The following is a 16,371-nucleotide window of genomic DNA, read 5'->3' as shown; positions in this document are numbered from 1 at the left end:
TCAAACATTTTCCGGTAGATTATGGTTTAGTTTTTCGCGTTTGGTTTCAAGATAACCGGCATTCTGCGGAGTTGCCCCAACCTGAAGTGGCCGCACCTCCTGCAAAGTAATCCCCATGCCTTCCAGCGCTTTGGCCTTTGCAGGGTTGTTGGACAAGAGGCTGATGCTGTTCAGCCCCAAATCCTTCAAAATCGCAGCTGCAATATCAAATTGGCGCGCATCAATCGGCAGGCCAAGCGCACGATTTGCGTCCACCGTATCCATGCCCTTGTCCTGCAATTGATAGGCCCTGATCTTGTTGCCAATGCCAATGCCGCGCCCTTCATGGCCCCGCATATAGATGATGACGCCGCCATCGGGATGGGCGTCAATCTCAGCCATCGCCGCTTGCAATTGCGGCCCGCAATCGCACCGTTTTGAGCCAAAGGCATCGCCGGTCAAACATTCCGAATGCACCCGCACCAGCGGGTTATCGCCAAGCGGTTGATGAAGCAAGGCAACATGTTCCTCGCCGCTGGCAATTTCCCGATAGGCCAACACTTCAAAATCATGATTGGTGTGATGGGTGGGCAATTGGCTGGCGGCAACGCGCGACACCAAAGCATTTGACGCCCGGGTAGGCCCACCCAAATGCGCCACGAGCTCCGCAATCGACAGCATGGGCAGATCATGCGCCTTGGCAAAACTCTCAAGCTCATCACCCTTGGCCATGTGGCCATCTTCGCCCATCACTTCACAAATCACTGCCGCAGGGTTCAGCCCGGCCAATTGCATCAAATCCACTGAGGCTTCCGTATGACCATTGCGCACACGACTGCCGCCTTCTGCTGCGCGCAGCGGAAATACATGCCCCGGCGAAACAATCTCGCCTGGCAGGACATCTGGCTTAATCGCCGTCATAATGGTTTGCGACCGATCATAGGCCGAAATGCCAGTGGTGATCCCATCCCGCGCTTCAATCGAAACCGTGAATGCGGTAGAGCGGTTGGCGCGGTTTTGTTTGACCATGGGCGGCAGACCCAACCGATCAATCTGCTCGCCGCTCATCGGCAGACAAATCAACCCGCAGCCCTCTTTGGCCATAAAGCGTACCGCTTCAGGCGTGGCAAACTCAGCAGCGATAACCAAATCGCCTTCGTTTTCGCGGTCCTCATCGTCGGTCAGAACGATCATGCCGCCATTTTTCAAGTGCTCTACTGCGCGTTGTAACCGAGACATAGCCGCTCCACATATTTAGCAATAACGTCGTTTTCCACATGGATCTGATCGCCCACTTGCCGGGCATGCAAATTGGTGTGCGTCCATGTGTGAGGGATGATGGTCAGCCCAATGCGGCTGCCTGCCGCGTGATCATCAAGATTGTTGATGGTGAGGCTAATGCCATCCAGTGAAATTGAGCCCTTCTCCACGCAATAACGTCCTAAGGATTGCGGCAATTCCAGCTCGATCAAATGCGCACCAGCTTGCTCTTCAATAGAAGATAGCGTCGCAATGCCATCCACATGCCCTTGCACCAAATGGCCGGACAATTTGGTTTCCAGCGCCACCGCGCGCTCCAGATTGACTCGATCACCCGTTTGGATCGACCCAAGCGCCGTGCGCGACAGGCTTTCGGGGCTAACATAAAACTCCGCCAAGCCAGCGGCATCAAAGGTCACCACAGTGAGGCAAACGCCGTTGATCGCGACACTCTCGCCCAAAGCAAGGTCACCATAGGTTGTATCGATCTCAAAAACCCGCGCGCCATCATCGTCTCGCACAGATTGAACAGCGCCCAAACGATCAATTATTCCCGAAAACATCGGCTTCTCCTTCACACTGTTCGCCATTGAGCGAAGGATCAGCATAGACCGCACGAATGCGATCATTGTCTGCCAAACGTTCAATGGTGATATCAAGATTGACGAGTTTGAGCGCACGGCAAGCCGCGGCCAATTCCGGCCCCGCTTCCACAAGCACTTCCATGCATCCACTCTGCCCAAGATCCGCTAGCGCCGACTTTAAATCCGTCGCGATGATCGGCCTAAACCCACGGGCCCGCGCTTCCTGCAAATAGGCAGAAGGCACGCGTCCGCGCCGGTCCAAAATCACTAGGGGTCGCACCTTGTCGGATACATCATCCACATGTCGCACGGTGAAATGGGGATCATCTGCCAAAACGGTGCCCGACCCGGTCACAATGGCATCCGCCCGCCGCCGCAGCTTATGGGCAAATTTAAGGGAAGAGGCGCGTGTAAAAGTCTTATCACCGACAGGTGGGATCATGCTGCCATTTGCATCCACAGCAACCTTCAGCGTCACGAATGGCCGTTGGGTCTTAGCAAAATGCAGGAAAGGCGCGATCAATCGGCGGCAATCTAAATGCAACGCTTTTGCGAACTCTTCATGCCGCTTGGAAAGGAAGTGCACCTCAATACCCGCGTCGCGCAACTTGGCGGCCCCGCCGCCGATCACCCGGGGGTTGAGATCCTGAGTGCCAATCCAAACACTTTTGACGCCCGCATCAATCAAACCATCAACGCATGGGGGTGTGCGGCCAAAATGGGCGCATGGTTCCAGTGTCACAACTGCGGTATGGGGTTTCGATCCGGCGGGCAGTTCAGCCAGTGCCATCCGCTCAGCGTGCGGCTGCCCCGCCGCCTGGTGCGCACCAATGGACAGAATTTCTCCTGCCTGATCCAACAGCACACAACCCACAGGCGGGTTAGGTGCAGTTGACCCATCAAACAAACGCGCTGCCCTTAGCGCATAGCGAAACGCCTGCTCGATAAGAGCAGTGTCTTCAACCGGATTTTCAATTGGTACGACTTTCATTCGCCCACCTCAAAACATGATAGGGCGAAACACGTGCCATACGACACGAACAGCCTACGCCAAGGCGCACGACTGCTAAGACAATAGGCGCAAACACCCACTATGGGCGTCGCCAGTCTTTGTTCTCTCACATCCGGACTTTAACCGTCGGCTCCGGAATTACACCGGATCTGCTAGACCCTTCTGGCAGGAGCCAAAAGGCGCTCGCGGGCTGATGGATTTCTCCAATTACCGCCGGTGGGGAATTTCACCCCGCCCCGAGAACGGCCGCACTGCGGCCAAGTGGCAATAACTTAGTCGATTTCCGCCAGAACGTAAAGACAACAATAAATCAGCAAAAAGTGAACAGATCAGGCTGGCTTAACCGGTTGGCGCAAAACGGTTTTTAGTTTTTCCGGCGCCACACGGCGCGGATCATTCAAATAAATCTCATGATGTTTCATATGCATCTTCAACCCATTTTCGGGAATAAACTCATGATGCATTTTGTGAAGAATCGGCCCCTCATCATCATAAGATCCCACATGCAAAACCTGCACGCAATCGCCCTCATGGTAGGTTTCCAACCGCACCTTGCGCAGCAACTCTTCGCTGGTCGGCGGCTCCTTTTTCCCTGCATTTTTGGCGATGGCTGAGGTGCGCACCTGTTCCACATGGTCTTTGGTCAGCCATTCCGGCTGGCGGATCATCATCGTCCACAACCACTGATCCTTTTGCCGCGCGATAAAGGTATTCATGTCCTCTGCCCACCAAAGCCCTTGCAGGGGGCCGACAACATAGTCCTTTTCCAACTCGGTTTTAGATAGAAATTTCAAACCATAACTCATGCTGTATAGCGCACCGATCGAGGGCGCATAGCTTTCCCCAACAGGGCCGCCTTCCCCATCAATCATCAAATAATTCATGGGGGGCACATCAATTCGATCAAATCGTCCCACCTTGCCCGAATAGTAGGGTTTATCGCGTTTCTTGAAATCCAGTTTTTCCATGCTCACACCTCAGCCAATGGCAAATAAATGTCTGTGAGAAGGTCCGCTGGCGATACTTCACGTGGGTTGTTGCGATAGGCCTCCACACAAGGGGCATCGCCCAACTCATATCCATTGGTGGTGAGCCAAGTGCCAAAAAGCCACCGATAGGCGTCGGCCATTTCCGCATAGGCGCCCCGATAACGCAAAACGGCATAACGCCCGCCTTTCACCACCCGCGTTTGGAAATGCTCGGGCATCTCAACATCCCCCTCCATCACCGCACCGGCAAATGATTGCAGATCGGGTTCTGGCACGCTGTCGGGGTCATGGTAATAGATGGCCATGGCGTGCCGCATTTGAGGCAAAAGACCCGCTTGCCCGAGCCATCCAAAAACAGGCTCAAACACCCGCCCAATATCCATATAATCCCCTTGATGCGGCAAGCCGATCAAGGTCTGCGCTTCTATCGTTTTTATTTCTACGGGGTACAAATGCCCTTCTCCTTGCGCGATGGCCTCCTGCAATTTGACATGCGCACCTGCACGACGAAACTGTGCCGGAGGCTGACCATAAATCTGCGTGAAAGCCCGAGAAAAGGCAGCCAGACTGGAATAGCCCGACCGTTCAGCAATCTCCTCGATAGAGATCTTGCTGTGCGCCAATTGCCCCGCCGCGCGATGCAATCGCAATCGCTTCACGGTTGCGGCAATGGTTTCCCCCTGAATGGCCCGATAAACCCGATGCCAATGATAGGGCGACATACACGCCACATCGGCCAGAAGCTGCAAATCGATCGGCTCGTCCAAATGGTCATAAATATAATTGACCACCCGATCGATCCGCTTACGATAGCTAAGCTGCTGTTGGCTCATTTGCATTCTGCTCTTTTCCTTTTGATTGGCTCGGGTTAAAAGCATGCACAAAAGCGATTGATAAATCTTGCGCATTTGGAAATCTGTACCAATGCGCAATATTGTTTGCCAAAGGGAACATAAATGTCGACCTATTTCTACTTTGCATATGGCTCAAATCTATTGAATGAGCGGTTGCAAAATAGGTGCCCCACGGCCCGCCCTGTCGCCAATGCTTTTGCGCCAGGTTATGGCGTCAACTTTGGTAAAATCGGTCACGACGATCATGGCGGTTCCGGCAAAGGCACAATTTTTAAAAGCGACAACGCCAATGAACGGGTTTATGGCGTGGTCTATGAGATGCATCTTGAAGAAGCATCGATATTGGACCGGATTGAAGGCATTCATCTGACCCTGCCCACCACCTATATTCGCGACGCAAACTTTTTGGTGCACACCGATGCGGGCGACCAGTTTCAAACTGTCACCTATATCGCTGAGCCGGATCAAACGCCGCCAAAGCCATATCAGTGGTATTGGGCGCTTTGCCTGTCCGGCGCCATCCAAAATGACTTACCGAAAGCGCATCAGGAACATTTGGCCAGCTTTGAGCATATGCCCGATCCCGACCCGCAACGCCCCGGCAAACTGGAAGCTGAAATGTTGTTGAAAAAGGCCGGATTTGATTATCTGCTGGGCCCAGAAGCCGCTTAAAAATGCCCCCGCGCCCCGCATTTGATTATCGCCCCCCGCAAGACGCGCTCAACATCGTTTTTGAAGACGATCATCTGCTGGTGGTGGACAAACCCTCGGGCCTACTCTCCGTGCCGGGCAAAGCCGAACATCTGTGGGATTGTCTTGAATATCGCGCCCAACAATATTGCCCCGATGCCCGCATTATCCATCGGCTGGATATGGACACGTCTGGCATTTTGATTTTGGCCAAAAATGCCGCCGCGCACCGACACATTGGCCTGCAATTTGAACGCCGCCACACCAGCAAGATCTATCAAGCATTGGCGTGGGGACAGGCCGGGCGCGATGAAGGGCTCATCGACCTACCGCTCCGGTGCGATTGGCCAAACCGCCCGCTGCAGATCGTGGATTTCGCCAATGGCAAGTCGGCCCAAACCCGTTATCAAGTGCTGCAAAGAAATGAGCGAACCTCTCGGTTTGACCTGTTCCCAATCACAGGCCGCTCCCATCAATTAAGAGTGCACTTGCTTGCCCTCGGCCATCCCATTCTCGGCGATGATTTCTACGCCCCCGCATTTGTGCAGGCAGCCAGCGACCGCCTTTGCCTTCATGCCCGATATTTAGAAATTCACCACCCCATCGGTGGTGAACGCATCAGCTTTGGAAGTGAAGTGCCGTTTTAGGCAGCCGACATGGCGGCGCGGCTTTCCGCATCCGATATTTTCTGCCGCGTTAGACGCCCCATCGCATAAAGCCCCAACAGACCGCAGATAATGGCCGCCAATAAAAACGGACTGCGCAAGGCCCATTCCCGCCCCCAAAATGGCTCCATTATTTGAACGCAAAGGCCGCCCAGCAAGGTGCCTAGCGGCATCATCCCCCAACCGAAAAAACGGTAGACAGAGTTCACGCGGCCCAAAAGTGCGTCTGGAATAATACGTTGGCGAAAGGATACGGTATGGATGTTCCAGCCTACAATGCCAATGCCCCCAATAAAGATCACCATCCAGGCGAAAGCAAAGTTAGAGGCGAGGCCGATGGCCGTGTTTTCGAAAACCATCAACCCCATTGCAAACAGCAGCATAAACCTCATATCGAGCCAGCGCCCGAGCCACGGCACAATAAAACTGCCGATAAACCCGCCCAACGCCCCTGCGGTGAGCAACAGCCCGTAACCCGCCGCATCAAGACCCAACACTTCTTGAGCGAACAAGACATAGATGGCAACACCCATCATAAAGGCCGCATTAACGCCACCCAGGATGAGCGCCAAATCCCGCAAAATTGGAAAGCGCCACAGCCAGCCAAACCCGCTTTTCAGTTCAAACCAAAATGAAGTTGGATTCGCCGCGGCGGCCCTTTTTCGGGAAGATTGAGACGATGATGGCACAATGGCCAGCACCATAATGGCAGCAAACAGAAAGGCCGCCGCATTGACGGCCAAGGGCATAAACAGGGCGATGGCAATGAGAAAACCCGCAATCGGTGGTCCCGCCAGCCCATTCAGCAACATCTCTACGGCAGAGAATTTGCCGTTAGCTGCCTCCAATTGATGTTTTGCAACCAGGCTTGGCAAAATTGTTTGCCCCGCATTGTCGCGCAAGACTTCGCACATGCCAAAAATCAGTGCAGCGCAATAAAGTACGCCGAGCAAGACTAAGCGTGACGGTTCATCGCTGATATTGGCGATGTCCCCCGCGAAAAACACAGTTAGGGCGAACGCCGACATCACCACAAAGCGAATAAAATCCATCAAGACCATGATCCGCCGACGATCGAACCGATCTGTCAGCACACCGGCGGGCAAAGAAAAGAAAAACCATGGACCGCGCAAAAATACAGCGACCAGCGCCACAGCAACAGGATCTCGTGTGATTAAGGACGCGATCCAGGGAAATGCAACCAACCCGACGCCATCGGCCAAATTGGACGCTCCGGCAGCAAGCCAAAGCTTCGAAAAATTACGATTTATGAGCACTAAATTGTAAGCTCTTCCAAAAATTTATTAATATCATTGGGGCTGGATAGTATGCGCGTTGACGTGCCCAGTTCAATCAGTTTTTCACGGATCTTTGGCGCGCGCTGACTCCGATAGTTCAACACATAAAGGAGAAATTGCGGATCGAAACGCTCTGGACATCCAACAGCTGAATCTGGCCGGACCTTGCCGAAGCCAAAGGTCGTGCGCTTAAACACGCGCCACGTGCACAACCATGTGGGGAAGTCGAGAAAGATAATCAGGTCGGCGCGGGGCAATCGAAGATCGAACGTTTTGCTGTAATTGCCATCCATCACCCACTGATCTTCAGCACACATCGACGCCACCTTTTCGCGCCAATCCGCATGGTCGGGCTCCACCCACCCGGCCGAAAAATAGTGCTGATCCATATGCACAACGGGCAGATTGAGCTTCTTGCCCAGTGCCCGCGCCAGTGTGGATTTGCCAGAACCTGAGCCGCCCAATATCGCAATGCGTTGCATCACATCCTCCCCCAAAAGAGAGGAGGTTCTAGATTATTGCTTAATTGTTGGCAAGCTGAACCACAGATTTGAAGCGAGGTTGGTTCTGTGGCACCAGATTGACCACTTTGTAGCCACGCGCTTCCATATCTTTGAGCAATTGGGGCAGCATTTTCACGGTACGATTATGAATATCGTGGAACAGAACAACACCATGTCCGGCATTGGCCATCCGCTTGAGGGTGCGTAGTCGCACCTGATCGGCGCTATCGCTATAATAGTCTTTGGAGTCGACCTCCACATCCATAATCACATAGCCAGAATTTTTGACCGCTGTCCGCAATTGGGCATTTTGCGCCAAATAGGGAAAACGGAAAAACGGCGCTGGCTCTTTGTTGATGGGTGAAAGCGCCGCCACAACCGGACGCTGTCCGCGTTCAATTTCAGCCAAGGCTGCCGCCACATTCAGTTTGGTCAAATCCCCATGGGAATGGGTGTGCAGGCCAATTGTATGACCGCGTTTCGCCACTTCACGCACCAAACCGGGATGCGATTGTGCCGAACGGCCCAACATCAAGAACATGGCTTTAACGTCGTGCTCGTCTAGAATGTCGAGAATTTTTTCGGTCTTGCCCGGACGGGGACCATCATCAAAGGTGAGGACAAATTCGCCCTTGGCCAATTGAATGTCTTTTTGGAGTGAAACAGAAAGGGTACGCCCCTCAAGGGCTTGACCGCTCCTCCGCAATTCATATTGCGGCGATAATGACGCCGTCTTTATATCATCCACTTGTGGATCAGAATTACCGGTCAACAGTTTGCTTGCGATCTCGATTTTTTCATCAGCTTTCGCAGGCATTTCTTGAGTATATGCGGAGCGACTTGTTGTCGGTCCACTTTTTGGTGGCTTTGCACATCCACCCAGCATGGCAAGCACTGCCAAACCACAAATCACGCCACGCAACTGAACCATCACTCAAACCCAAAATCATGTAATCACACAATTTTTACTGGGTTTATGGTTAAAAATGCGTTGCCTTCGCCTTAGATTTGAACGGTATCGGTCAAATCTACAACATCATTTGCTTCAATTGCCGCCATCAATTTTTCAAATGCACGGCGTTCAATCACATACATTTGGTCGCCAGAAGGCGTGTATATGATTTGCTTTTCGACGCGCGCCAACGCGTCAAATAAACTATTATGCTCCATCTCGATTGCCTCGTCGTCGAATTGTAAAAAAAGGTCTAGGGAAATATGTCGTCAATTTCGATCAACGCGCGCTGATATAACAAAGTAAAAAAATTTTACTAGAACAAAAATTTATGTTCACATACAATAATTTTGTATGTGACAAAAATGCTACGAACCTCATAGTACGGTTACATGTCCGTACTGCCTATATTCTTGGTGGGGTCAAAACTACATCTTTGCCGCTTCTATAGAGCGCATGTTTTTGCTACACAGATTATCCCTAGTGCATACTTTGAGCGTATGCTCCCGAAATTGGAGGAAATTATGACGCGTCGCCAACGCCTGGAAACTCTCTTTGCGCAAGCTGCTGGATATATCGACCAGCAAACCGCTGGCGTAGTCCCTGCTATTCAACCCTCCACAACATTTGTGCGGGATGAGAACTACGATTTGCTGCGCGACAACAACATCTATGCTCGCGATGACAATGACATTGTGCGTTTGGCAGAAAAGATTTTAGCGACTGCCGAAAACGCGCGGGATGCATTGGTGTTTCCCACTGGCATGGCGGCCATTGCGGCGCTGTTCCGCACCACTCGGGCGGGACAAACGATTATCATGCAATCGCAAATTTATTGGGGCACCACAAAGTGGGTGCGCGAATATTGCGAACGCCGCGCCATCAAATTGATTGAGCAGGACACCAGCAAAACCGACGAAACGGTGTCACTGATCGCGGCGGAGAAACCGGCCCTTGTGTTCATCGAAACACCATCCAACCCCTGGCTGCGCGTCACCGATATCGGTGCAGTTGCAGCGGCAACCACCGATGCAGGCGGCATCTTGGGCGTCGATTCCACAGCGGCAGGGCCAGCCATCTCCAACCCACTCGATTTGGGCGCCCACATTGTGATGCACTCAGGCACCAAAAGCATCAATGGCCACTCAGACGTGCTGGCAGGTGTGTTGGCGGTGGATGATGAAACACGCCCCGTTTGGCAAGACATCAAAGTAGATCGCCACGATGCAGGCGCGGTAATTGGCAGCTTTGAAGCCTATTTATTGATCCGCGGCATGCGCACCCTGCCCTTGCGCATGGAGCGCATGAGTGAGAATGCCATGGCCGTCGCCCAATATTTGCAGGCCCATGACGAAGTCGATCATGTATTTTATCCTGGCCTTGAAAGCCATGAAGCGCACGCGCTGGCCAAAAAACAGATGCATAATGGATTTGGGCCGCTACTGTCCTTCACCGTGAAAGGCGACAAACAGCGCGCCCTCGATGCGGTGGGCAAGCTCCACCTGTTCAAACGCGCCACTTCCCTTGGTGGGGTGGAAAGCCTCGTGGAACACCGCTTCACGATTGAAAGCACAACAGGCATTCCAGAAACTTTGCTGCGCCTGTCTGTCGGCATTGAACATATCGAAGATTTGATCGCGGATCTGGAAACAGCGCTCAGCTAAGCCGATTGCGCCAGCAATTGCTGTGGTGTGCGCCCGATCAATGACGAAAATGCTTTGCTGAAATGCGCCTGATCAAAATAGCCGAGACGATGAGCCAACGCTGTGAGCGAGCGCTCTTCGCCTCGGTTGATCGCCTCCACCGCCTCAATCATGCGATAACGCTCAATCACCCATTTCGGGGACACACCCACATATTGCGCAAATAGGCGCTGCAGTTGCCGGGCATTGAGGCCCGATCTTTCCGCAAGCGTCGACACCCGAGACAGGTTTTGATCACCCTCAATCATATGCACCAAATCATGCGCCTGCACCGCCTTGGGATCATCTGGCGCGCTCAATGCTGCAATATGCCGATCCAAAATCTCCGCCATATCAGCCGGATCATCCAGCGCAATAAAATGCGCCTGCAGCTCTTTAAGGTCCAGGCCCAACGCGGCAAGGTCGGTTTCACGCTGATCCGTCAGTTCCGAAAGCGAGCGTTGCCAAACCGGAAACAGATGGCCCGGGCGAAACTTTGCGCCGATCACGCGCCCCTTCCCCACCAGCTCATAAAAGAACCTATGCGTTTGCACCCCAAACAAGCCTGAGCCAGCCTGCGGATCGAGCACAAAATGCGCGCTCGGATGGGGCAGATTTTCTTGCCGATAGACTGGCTTTTCGCCCCGATCCCATTCGATCACCCAATAATTCTCAATCCACCGCGCCGCGCCATCGGATGGCACAATGCGCGTGAGATCAAATTCGGCCATGGAGAGGCGCTTGGCGATCAGGCCACGCGCCGGACCGAGCTGGGGATCAGATTTTTCCATCAGATTGTCGCGAAATTACAATTCATCTTGCGCCGACTTTGCCAAGCTCAAGGCAAATCAACAAGGGAAATCAACATGAAACTTTCCGGCACCTACACCCATTTCGCTTGGGATGAAACTGTGGTTAAGCAGATCAATGACCAGCAAAAACTCAGCGAGGCACTGGTAAAAGAAGAATTTGACGGCGACTTGAAGGGCAGCGCCAGCATCAAAATGCAGATTTTTTATTGCGAAGAAGGCACCGCGCAATATCACGGCTTCCGCCTGTTCAATGGCACGCTCAAGGGCGAACAGGGCACCCTAACCATTTTGGAAACGGGCACCTGGACCAAAGATAAGGCCACCACAAACTGGCAAATTGTCGAAGGTTCTGGCACCGGCGCATTTGAGGGCGCAACGGGCAACGGTGGTTATGAGGCAGGCCACACCAAGCAGGTCGATTGGCATTTGGAGCTGACGCGCTAGACGTCATCCTTCGGCGCCAAATAGACCGAGAGAAAATAGCAGCTGGCAAAAATCAGGGCGGCGCCTGCCCATTGCAAGGGCGTGGGCACATGCGAAAACAGCACCAGCCCCAATAGGGCCGCCCACACAACACTGGTATTGTCGGTGATCGCAAAAACGCTCACCGGCAATTGCTTAATCGCCACCACGGACCAATAACCCGCCAACGCGCCAACCACACACGTGGCGGCCAGAACACCCCATTGTCCGCCACTCAGCGGCACATATTGCAAAAGGCCAGGCGATAAGATCAGCGCCGCCAGGGAGAGCTGGATCAGTGACATCAAAATCGGCCCTTCCTTTTGCGTGTGGAATTTCAGAAAAGCCAGCAAGGTCGCTTCCAAAACAGGCACTGCGATCAAGGCCAGAAGCGGCAAAAGTGACACGCTGATTTGACTCGCGAACAAGCCCTCACTGATCAAAAACAGCAAGGCCCCAAAAAGCCCGACCAGAAGCGCCAAGGCGATTTTTGCGTCAAACCTTTCCTTGAAAAACATCACGCCATAAAGCGTGCTGATCAATTGGCCGGTCAGCGCAAACGCCGCCACTGTGACCAGTGCAAAATGCGCCAGCGCAAAAAAGAAGCATAGCGTCACCAGCGCTGCGCCCGCCGCACGCAGCAAATGCAAGCGCCACTGCACCCCCGCAAAATGAAGATGCTGCCCCCAAACTGCCACGCCGAAAAACAATAGCGCACTGCCAGTCGTGCGCATAAACGCCACCTGCCCCACAGGCAGGCTGACCACCAAAACCTTTACCAGCGCATCCATCAACGCAAAGGCAAACATGGCCAAAAGGGCCAAGCCCAACGCCGAAGGCTTTATGCGGTGGAATAATCCGGTCATCGCTTCGGTGTGCGGCGCACCTGTTGCCGCCCAACCGATAAGCAAGCGGCGATGATCATAAATGCCCCCACCCATGTGGTGAGCGCTGGCACTTCCATAAAGAAGATAAAGCCAAACATCGCAGCCCACAGCAGCGCAGTATTTTCAGTGAGCACAAACACCGACGCCGGCAAATTACGCAACGCCGACACATAGAGCACAAAACCCAAAGCGCCCAAAAAGCCCACACTGGCGAGGCGCAAACCGATATCCAAACTCGGCACATCAAGCTGCACCACAGCAAATGGCGCCGCCACAAGCGCGATAAAGAATGCCTGCAGGAAGGTGATTATGGTGGCATCCGCCTGCCGGCTTTGGCTTTTCATCACCACAATGCTCAAGGCATAACCAAACGGCCCCAGCAACGCCGCCACCCACGCCCACAAATCACCACTTGCCGAAAAGTCTGCGCCATTGCTGCCGCCAAAAACAATCACCATCGCCCCGGCAAAGCCCAATATGGTGCCGAAAATCAGGGTTTTCGTGACCTCTTCTTTGAGGAAAACTACCCCCATAATGCTCACCAAAATCGGGGCGACCATAAAGATGGCCGTCACCAACATCAGCGGCAATTCGCCCACCGCATAAAAGAACGCAAAGGCGGTGGCGCCAATCATCATTGCGCGGATGAAATGCAAAGGCAGTTGCGCGCGGGTGGGAAAATGCGAGCCTTTGTAAAGGGCAAGACCGCCCAACAAAACGGCCGCAACGCCTTGTCGGAAAAACAGAATGGTCAAAGTGGAGGCGTCGCCCGATAGCGACTTAACGCTGGCGTCCATCATTGAAATGACGGCGATAGCCGCCACCGCAAGCAGCAGTGCTTTTGTTGTCGACATGTCCATTGTGCGTCAGCCCGAAATTAGCGTGAACGACAATGGTTAGACCAATTCAATTGACGCGGCAAGAGTGCGGCAAAGGCCTAGCCTTCAATTTCCTCGCGCAACATTTCAATTTCCAGCCATTCTTCTTCCGCCGCATCTAGCTTTTGCTGGGTGGCGCCAAGCTCTTCAGTCAGCTTTTGAAATTTCTCAGGTGCCTTGGCATAAAGATCCGCGTCAGCGAGGTCTTCATTCAGCTTGGCCACCTTTGCCTCTAACTCTTCCATAAGCTTGGGCAGGGTTTCCAGCGCATGCTTGTGCTTGAAACTCAGCTTTTTCTGCGGTTTCGGCGCCGCAGGTTTGGCCTCTGATTTCGGCTTTTCTTTTTTTGGCTTCGGCTCGCTTTTGCGCTGACCTACACCGTGCCCCCGCAGGGCCACCATATCCGAATAGCCACCAGCATATTCGTGCCAATGACCATTGCCTTCATGCACAAGTATGGAGGTCGCCACACGATCCAGAAAGTCCCGGTCGTGGCTCACCACAATCACCGTGCCATGATAATCGGCCAGCATTTCCTGCAGCAAATCCAGCGTTTCCAAATCCAAATCGTTGGTCGGTTCGTCAAGGATCAACAGGTTCGAGGGTTGCGCCATGGCCTTGGCCAACAGAACCCGCGCCCGCTCGCCGCCGGACAGCTTGCCAACGGCGGTGCCCGCTTGTTCCGGTGAGAACAAAAAGTCCTTCATATAGCCGACCACGTGCTTGGTTTGGTCGCCAATAACAATATTGTCGCTGCCCCCGCCCGTCAGGCTATCTTTCAAGCTCGTTTCGGGGTCAAGCTGCGCCCGCTTTTGGTCCAGCACCGCAATATCGAGCTTGGTGCCGAGTTGCACTTCGCCGTCGTCAGGTGCCAACTCCCCCGTGATCAATTTGATCAATGTCGATTTGCCAGCCCCGTTGGGGCCAACAATGCCTAACCGATCACCGCGCATCACACGAAGGCTGAAATCTTTCACAATGGTCAGATCGCCAAAGGCTTTGGACACATTTTTCACATCCGCCACAATCGCCCCGGATTGCTGGCCCTCGGTCGCCTGCATTTTCACATTGCCCGTGGGTCCGCGATGGTCCACCCGCTTTTGTCGCAAATCAGCCAATTCCGACATGCGCCGCACATTGCGTTTGCGCCGTGCGGTTACCCCGTAACGCACCCAATGCTCTTCGCGCACAATTTGCCGATCCAGCTTATGCTGCTCCAGCTCTTCTTGCGCCAAAATATCATCACGCCACTGTTCAAAATGGGCAAAACCCTGACTGTTTTGCCGGGTTTGCCCCCGATCCAGCCACACGGTGGATTGAGTTAAATCTGACAGAAAGCGCCTATCGTGCGAGATGATCACCATCGCCGATTTCATCGACTTCAGCTCATCCTGTAGCCATTCAATGGCGGGCAGATCCAAATGGTTGGTCGGCTCGTCCAACAGCAGCACATCAGGCTCCGGTGCCAAGGCCCGCGCCAGCGCCGCACGGCGCGATTCACCACCTGACAAGCCAACAGGTGAAGCCTCTGGATCAAGACCGAGTTCACTTAAAAGATAGGGCGCGCGATATTGGTCATCCCCATCCACCAGGCCGTCCTGCACATAGTCCAACACAGTTTCATAAGCGCTCAAATCTGGCTCTTGCTGCAAATAGCGCCAGGTGACGCCGGGCTGCACAAAGCGTGTACCACTGTCCGCTTCAACATCGCCCGCCAGGATTTTCAGCAAGGTCGATTTGCCCGAACCATTACGTCCCACCAAGGCAATACGCTCTCCCGGCGCCACAAAAAGCGCTGCGCCTTCCAACAAAGGCGTGCCGCCAAAAGTGAGATAAATATCTTGAAGTGAGAGAACTGCGCTGGCCATATGAGATCTATATATTCCTGTTTAGGGTCTACTATCATTGATTGGCATAAATACAATGGCCAAAAACCAGACCAAACCGCAAAGGCATCCTCATGAGCGCACAAATTGACACTTACCTGATCGAAGCCGACGAACTGGCCGCAAAGCTGGGCCAACCCAATCTGGTTATTTTTGACGCGTCCATGCATCTGCCCGGTGCCAACCGTGACGCAATCAAAGAATATCAAGAAAAGCACATCCCCGGCGCCATGTTTTTCTCGATCAAGGAACTGTCGGACCCGAACTCCACTCTGTCGCACACCATGCCCAGCGCCGCATTCTTTCAGGATCAAATGCAAAAAATGGGTGTCAACAATGATGACCCCATCGTGGTCTATGATACCCAAGGCCTGTTTTCTGCCGCCCGTGCCTGGTGGATGCTCAGCCAAATGGGCGCAAGCAATGTGCGTATTCTCAATGGCGGTTTCCCCTATTGGGAAAAGCAAGGCCATCCCACCGAAACCGCCCAGCCCACGCCAAAGGCCAACGGCAATTTCACTGCCGCCTTCGATGCACAAAAGCTGGTGCCGTTTGAAGAATTACTCGACTTAGTGAATAAGGGCGACCAAAGCTGCAATATTCTTGATGCCCGCGGCCCGGGCCGCTTCAAAGGCGAAACCGACGAGCCGCGCGAGGGCATGCGCGCGGGCCATATGCCGGGTGCCCAAAATCTGCACTATGCTGCGTTTTTGGACGATGAAGGCCGCCTGCTCCCCAAAGCTGAGCTTGAGCAGATCATAAATGAGAAGTTCGACGCCTCAAAACCCACGATCACCACTTGCGGCTCCGGCGTCACCGCCTGCGTCATCCTTTTGGTGCTGGAGATTTTGGGCCACAAAAACACGCGTCTTTATGACGGTTCATGGAGCGAATGGGGCGCACGACCTGAAACGCCAATTGTAAAGGGCTAGACAAATCTCCGCACAACCTATATTGCAAATGTTTATCAAGCAAACT

The 16,371-nt window shown here is 53.5% G+C and carries 18 protein-coding genes and 1 riboswitch; of the genes, 5 read left to right on the top strand and 13 right to left on the bottom strand.

All coding sequences use genetic code 11. The features are described 5' to 3' along the window. The 5 genes from MXMO3_RS05955 to MXMO3_RS05935 form a co-directional block, all read right to left on the bottom strand. Window positions 1-1,218, bottom strand: coding sequence for a bifunctional 3,4-dihydroxy-2-butanone-4-phosphate synthase/GTP cyclohydrolase II (locus MXMO3_RS05955; RefSeq protein ID WP_027834633.1), 1,218 nt, complete (start codon window positions 1,216-1,218; stop codon window positions 1-3). After that, window positions 1,194-1,802 (bottom strand): riboflavin synthase, encoded by a 609-nt coding sequence (locus MXMO3_RS05950; RefSeq protein WP_117395273.1) that lies wholly within the window; start codon window positions 1,800-1,802, stop codon window positions 1,194-1,196. Before MXMO3_RS05950 ends, MXMO3_RS05955 begins: the two co-directional genes overlap by 25 nt. Then, the gene (gene ribD, locus MXMO3_RS05945; protein WP_117395272.1) at window positions 1,783-2,814 is read right to left on the bottom strand and encodes a bifunctional diaminohydroxyphosphoribosylaminopyrimidine deaminase/5-amino-6-(5-phosphoribosylamino)uracil reductase RibD; all 1,032 of its coding nucleotides are present in this window, start codon (window positions 2,812-2,814) and stop codon (window positions 1,783-1,785) included. The genes MXMO3_RS05950 and ribD overlap by 20 nt, the downstream gene beginning before the upstream one ends. 117 nt (window positions 2,815-2,931) lie before the next feature. After that, window positions 2,932-3,083: riboswitch (FMN riboswitch) on the bottom strand. Between the two features lie 81 nt (window positions 3,084-3,164). Beyond that, a complete protein-coding gene (locus tag MXMO3_RS05940) occupies window positions 3,165-3,803 on the bottom strand; it encodes a GyrI-like domain-containing protein (RefSeq protein WP_117395271.1) in 639 nt (212 codons plus the stop codon). 2 nt (window positions 3,804-3,805) lie between these two features. Further along, on the bottom strand, window positions 3,806-4,657 hold the full coding sequence (locus tag MXMO3_RS05935; RefSeq protein WP_245985811.1) for an AraC family transcriptional regulator: 852 nt from the start codon (window positions 4,655-4,657) through the stop codon (window positions 3,806-3,808). Window positions 4,658-4,780: 123 nt separating this feature from the next. On the opposite strand from MXMO3_RS05935, the gene MXMO3_RS05930 reads away from it, so the two are divergent. Beyond that, window positions 4,781-5,350: a gamma-glutamylcyclotransferase family protein gene (locus MXMO3_RS05930; protein WP_051213554.1), complete on the top strand. Its 570-nt coding sequence runs from the start codon at window positions 4,781-4,783 to the stop codon at window positions 5,348-5,350. Window positions 5,351-5,352: 2 nt separating this feature from the next. Continuing rightward, entirely contained in the window at window positions 5,353-6,015 is a 663-nt protein-coding gene (locus MXMO3_RS05925; RefSeq protein ID WP_117395270.1) for an RluA family pseudouridine synthase, read from the top strand. Here the strand turns inward: MXMO3_RS05925 and MXMO3_RS05920 are convergent. The 4 genes from MXMO3_RS05920 to MXMO3_RS18640 form a co-directional block, all read right to left on the bottom strand. Beyond that, entirely contained in the window at window positions 6,012-7,310 is a 1,299-nt protein-coding gene (locus MXMO3_RS05920) for an MFS transporter (protein ID WP_162889145.1), read from the bottom strand. The two genes, MXMO3_RS05925 and MXMO3_RS05920, sit on opposite strands and share 4 nt — an antisense overlap. After that, window positions 7,310-7,813, bottom strand: coding sequence for a P-loop NTPase family protein (locus tag MXMO3_RS05915; protein WP_117395268.1), 504 nt, complete (start codon window positions 7,811-7,813; stop codon window positions 7,310-7,312). Before MXMO3_RS05915 ends, MXMO3_RS05920 begins: the two co-directional genes overlap by 1 nt. 40 nt (window positions 7,814-7,853) lie before the next feature. Further along, complete coding sequence (locus MXMO3_RS05910; protein ID WP_117395267.1) at window positions 7,854-8,765, bottom strand: polysaccharide deacetylase family protein; 912 nt, start codon at window positions 8,763-8,765, stop codon at window positions 7,854-7,856. A 71-nt stretch (window positions 8,766-8,836) separates the two neighbouring features. Further along, the gene (locus tag MXMO3_RS18640) at window positions 8,837-9,004 is read right to left on the bottom strand and encodes a hypothetical protein (RefSeq protein WP_156905517.1); all 168 of its coding nucleotides are present in this window, start codon (window positions 9,002-9,004) and stop codon (window positions 8,837-8,839) included. Between the two features lie 306 nt (window positions 9,005-9,310). Between MXMO3_RS18640 and MXMO3_RS05905 the strand changes: the two genes are divergently transcribed. Continuing rightward, window positions 9,311-10,450 (top strand): trans-sulfuration enzyme family protein, encoded by a 1,140-nt coding sequence (locus tag MXMO3_RS05905; protein WP_117396726.1) that lies wholly within the window; start codon window positions 9,311-9,313, stop codon window positions 10,448-10,450. On the opposite strand, the gene MXMO3_RS05900 is transcribed toward MXMO3_RS05905, so the two are convergent. Continuing rightward, window positions 10,447-11,259, bottom strand: coding sequence for a helix-turn-helix domain-containing protein (locus tag MXMO3_RS05900; RefSeq protein WP_117395266.1), 813 nt, complete (start codon window positions 11,257-11,259; stop codon window positions 10,447-10,449). The genes MXMO3_RS05905 and MXMO3_RS05900 overlap by 4 nt on opposite strands. Window positions 11,260-11,334: 75 nt before the next feature. Between MXMO3_RS05900 and MXMO3_RS18635 the strand changes: the two genes are divergently transcribed. After that, a complete protein-coding gene (locus tag MXMO3_RS18635; protein ID WP_162889144.1) occupies window positions 11,335-11,724 on the top strand; it encodes a DUF3224 domain-containing protein in 390 nt (129 codons plus the stop codon). Here the strand turns inward: MXMO3_RS18635 and MXMO3_RS05890 are convergent. The 3 genes from MXMO3_RS05890 to MXMO3_RS05880 form a co-directional block, all read right to left on the bottom strand. Further along, window positions 11,721-12,683, bottom strand: coding sequence for a DMT family transporter (locus MXMO3_RS05890; protein ID WP_117395265.1), 963 nt, complete (start codon window positions 12,681-12,683; stop codon window positions 11,721-11,723). The two genes, MXMO3_RS18635 and MXMO3_RS05890, sit on opposite strands and share 4 nt — an antisense overlap. Next, a complete protein-coding gene (locus MXMO3_RS05885; protein WP_027834643.1) occupies window positions 12,605-13,489 on the bottom strand; it encodes a DMT family transporter in 885 nt (294 codons plus the stop codon). The genes MXMO3_RS05890 and MXMO3_RS05885 overlap by 79 nt, the downstream gene beginning before the upstream one ends. A gap of 77 nt (window positions 13,490-13,566) precedes the next feature. Then, window positions 13,567-15,375, bottom strand: a complete 1,809-nt coding sequence (locus MXMO3_RS05880; RefSeq protein WP_117395264.1) for an ATP-binding cassette domain-containing protein — start codon at window positions 15,373-15,375, stop codon at window positions 13,567-13,569. Between the two features lie 92 nt (window positions 15,376-15,467). Here MXMO3_RS05880 and sseA point away from each other — a divergent pair, with 92 nt between their 5' ends. Next, window positions 15,468-16,325: a 3-mercaptopyruvate sulfurtransferase gene (gene sseA / locus MXMO3_RS05875; protein WP_117395263.1), complete on the top strand. Its 858-nt coding sequence runs from the start codon at window positions 15,468-15,470 to the stop codon at window positions 16,323-16,325. Window positions 16,326-16,371: the final 46 nt, after the last annotated feature.

The sequence above is a fragment of the Maritalea myrionectae genome (genome assembly GCF_003433515.1).
Lineage (GTDB): Bacteria > Pseudomonadota > Alphaproteobacteria > Rhizobiales > Devosiaceae > Maritalea > Maritalea myrionectae.
The sequence above is the reverse complement of the archived record's forward strand: the minus strand, read 5'-3'. Positions and strand labels throughout refer to the sequence as shown.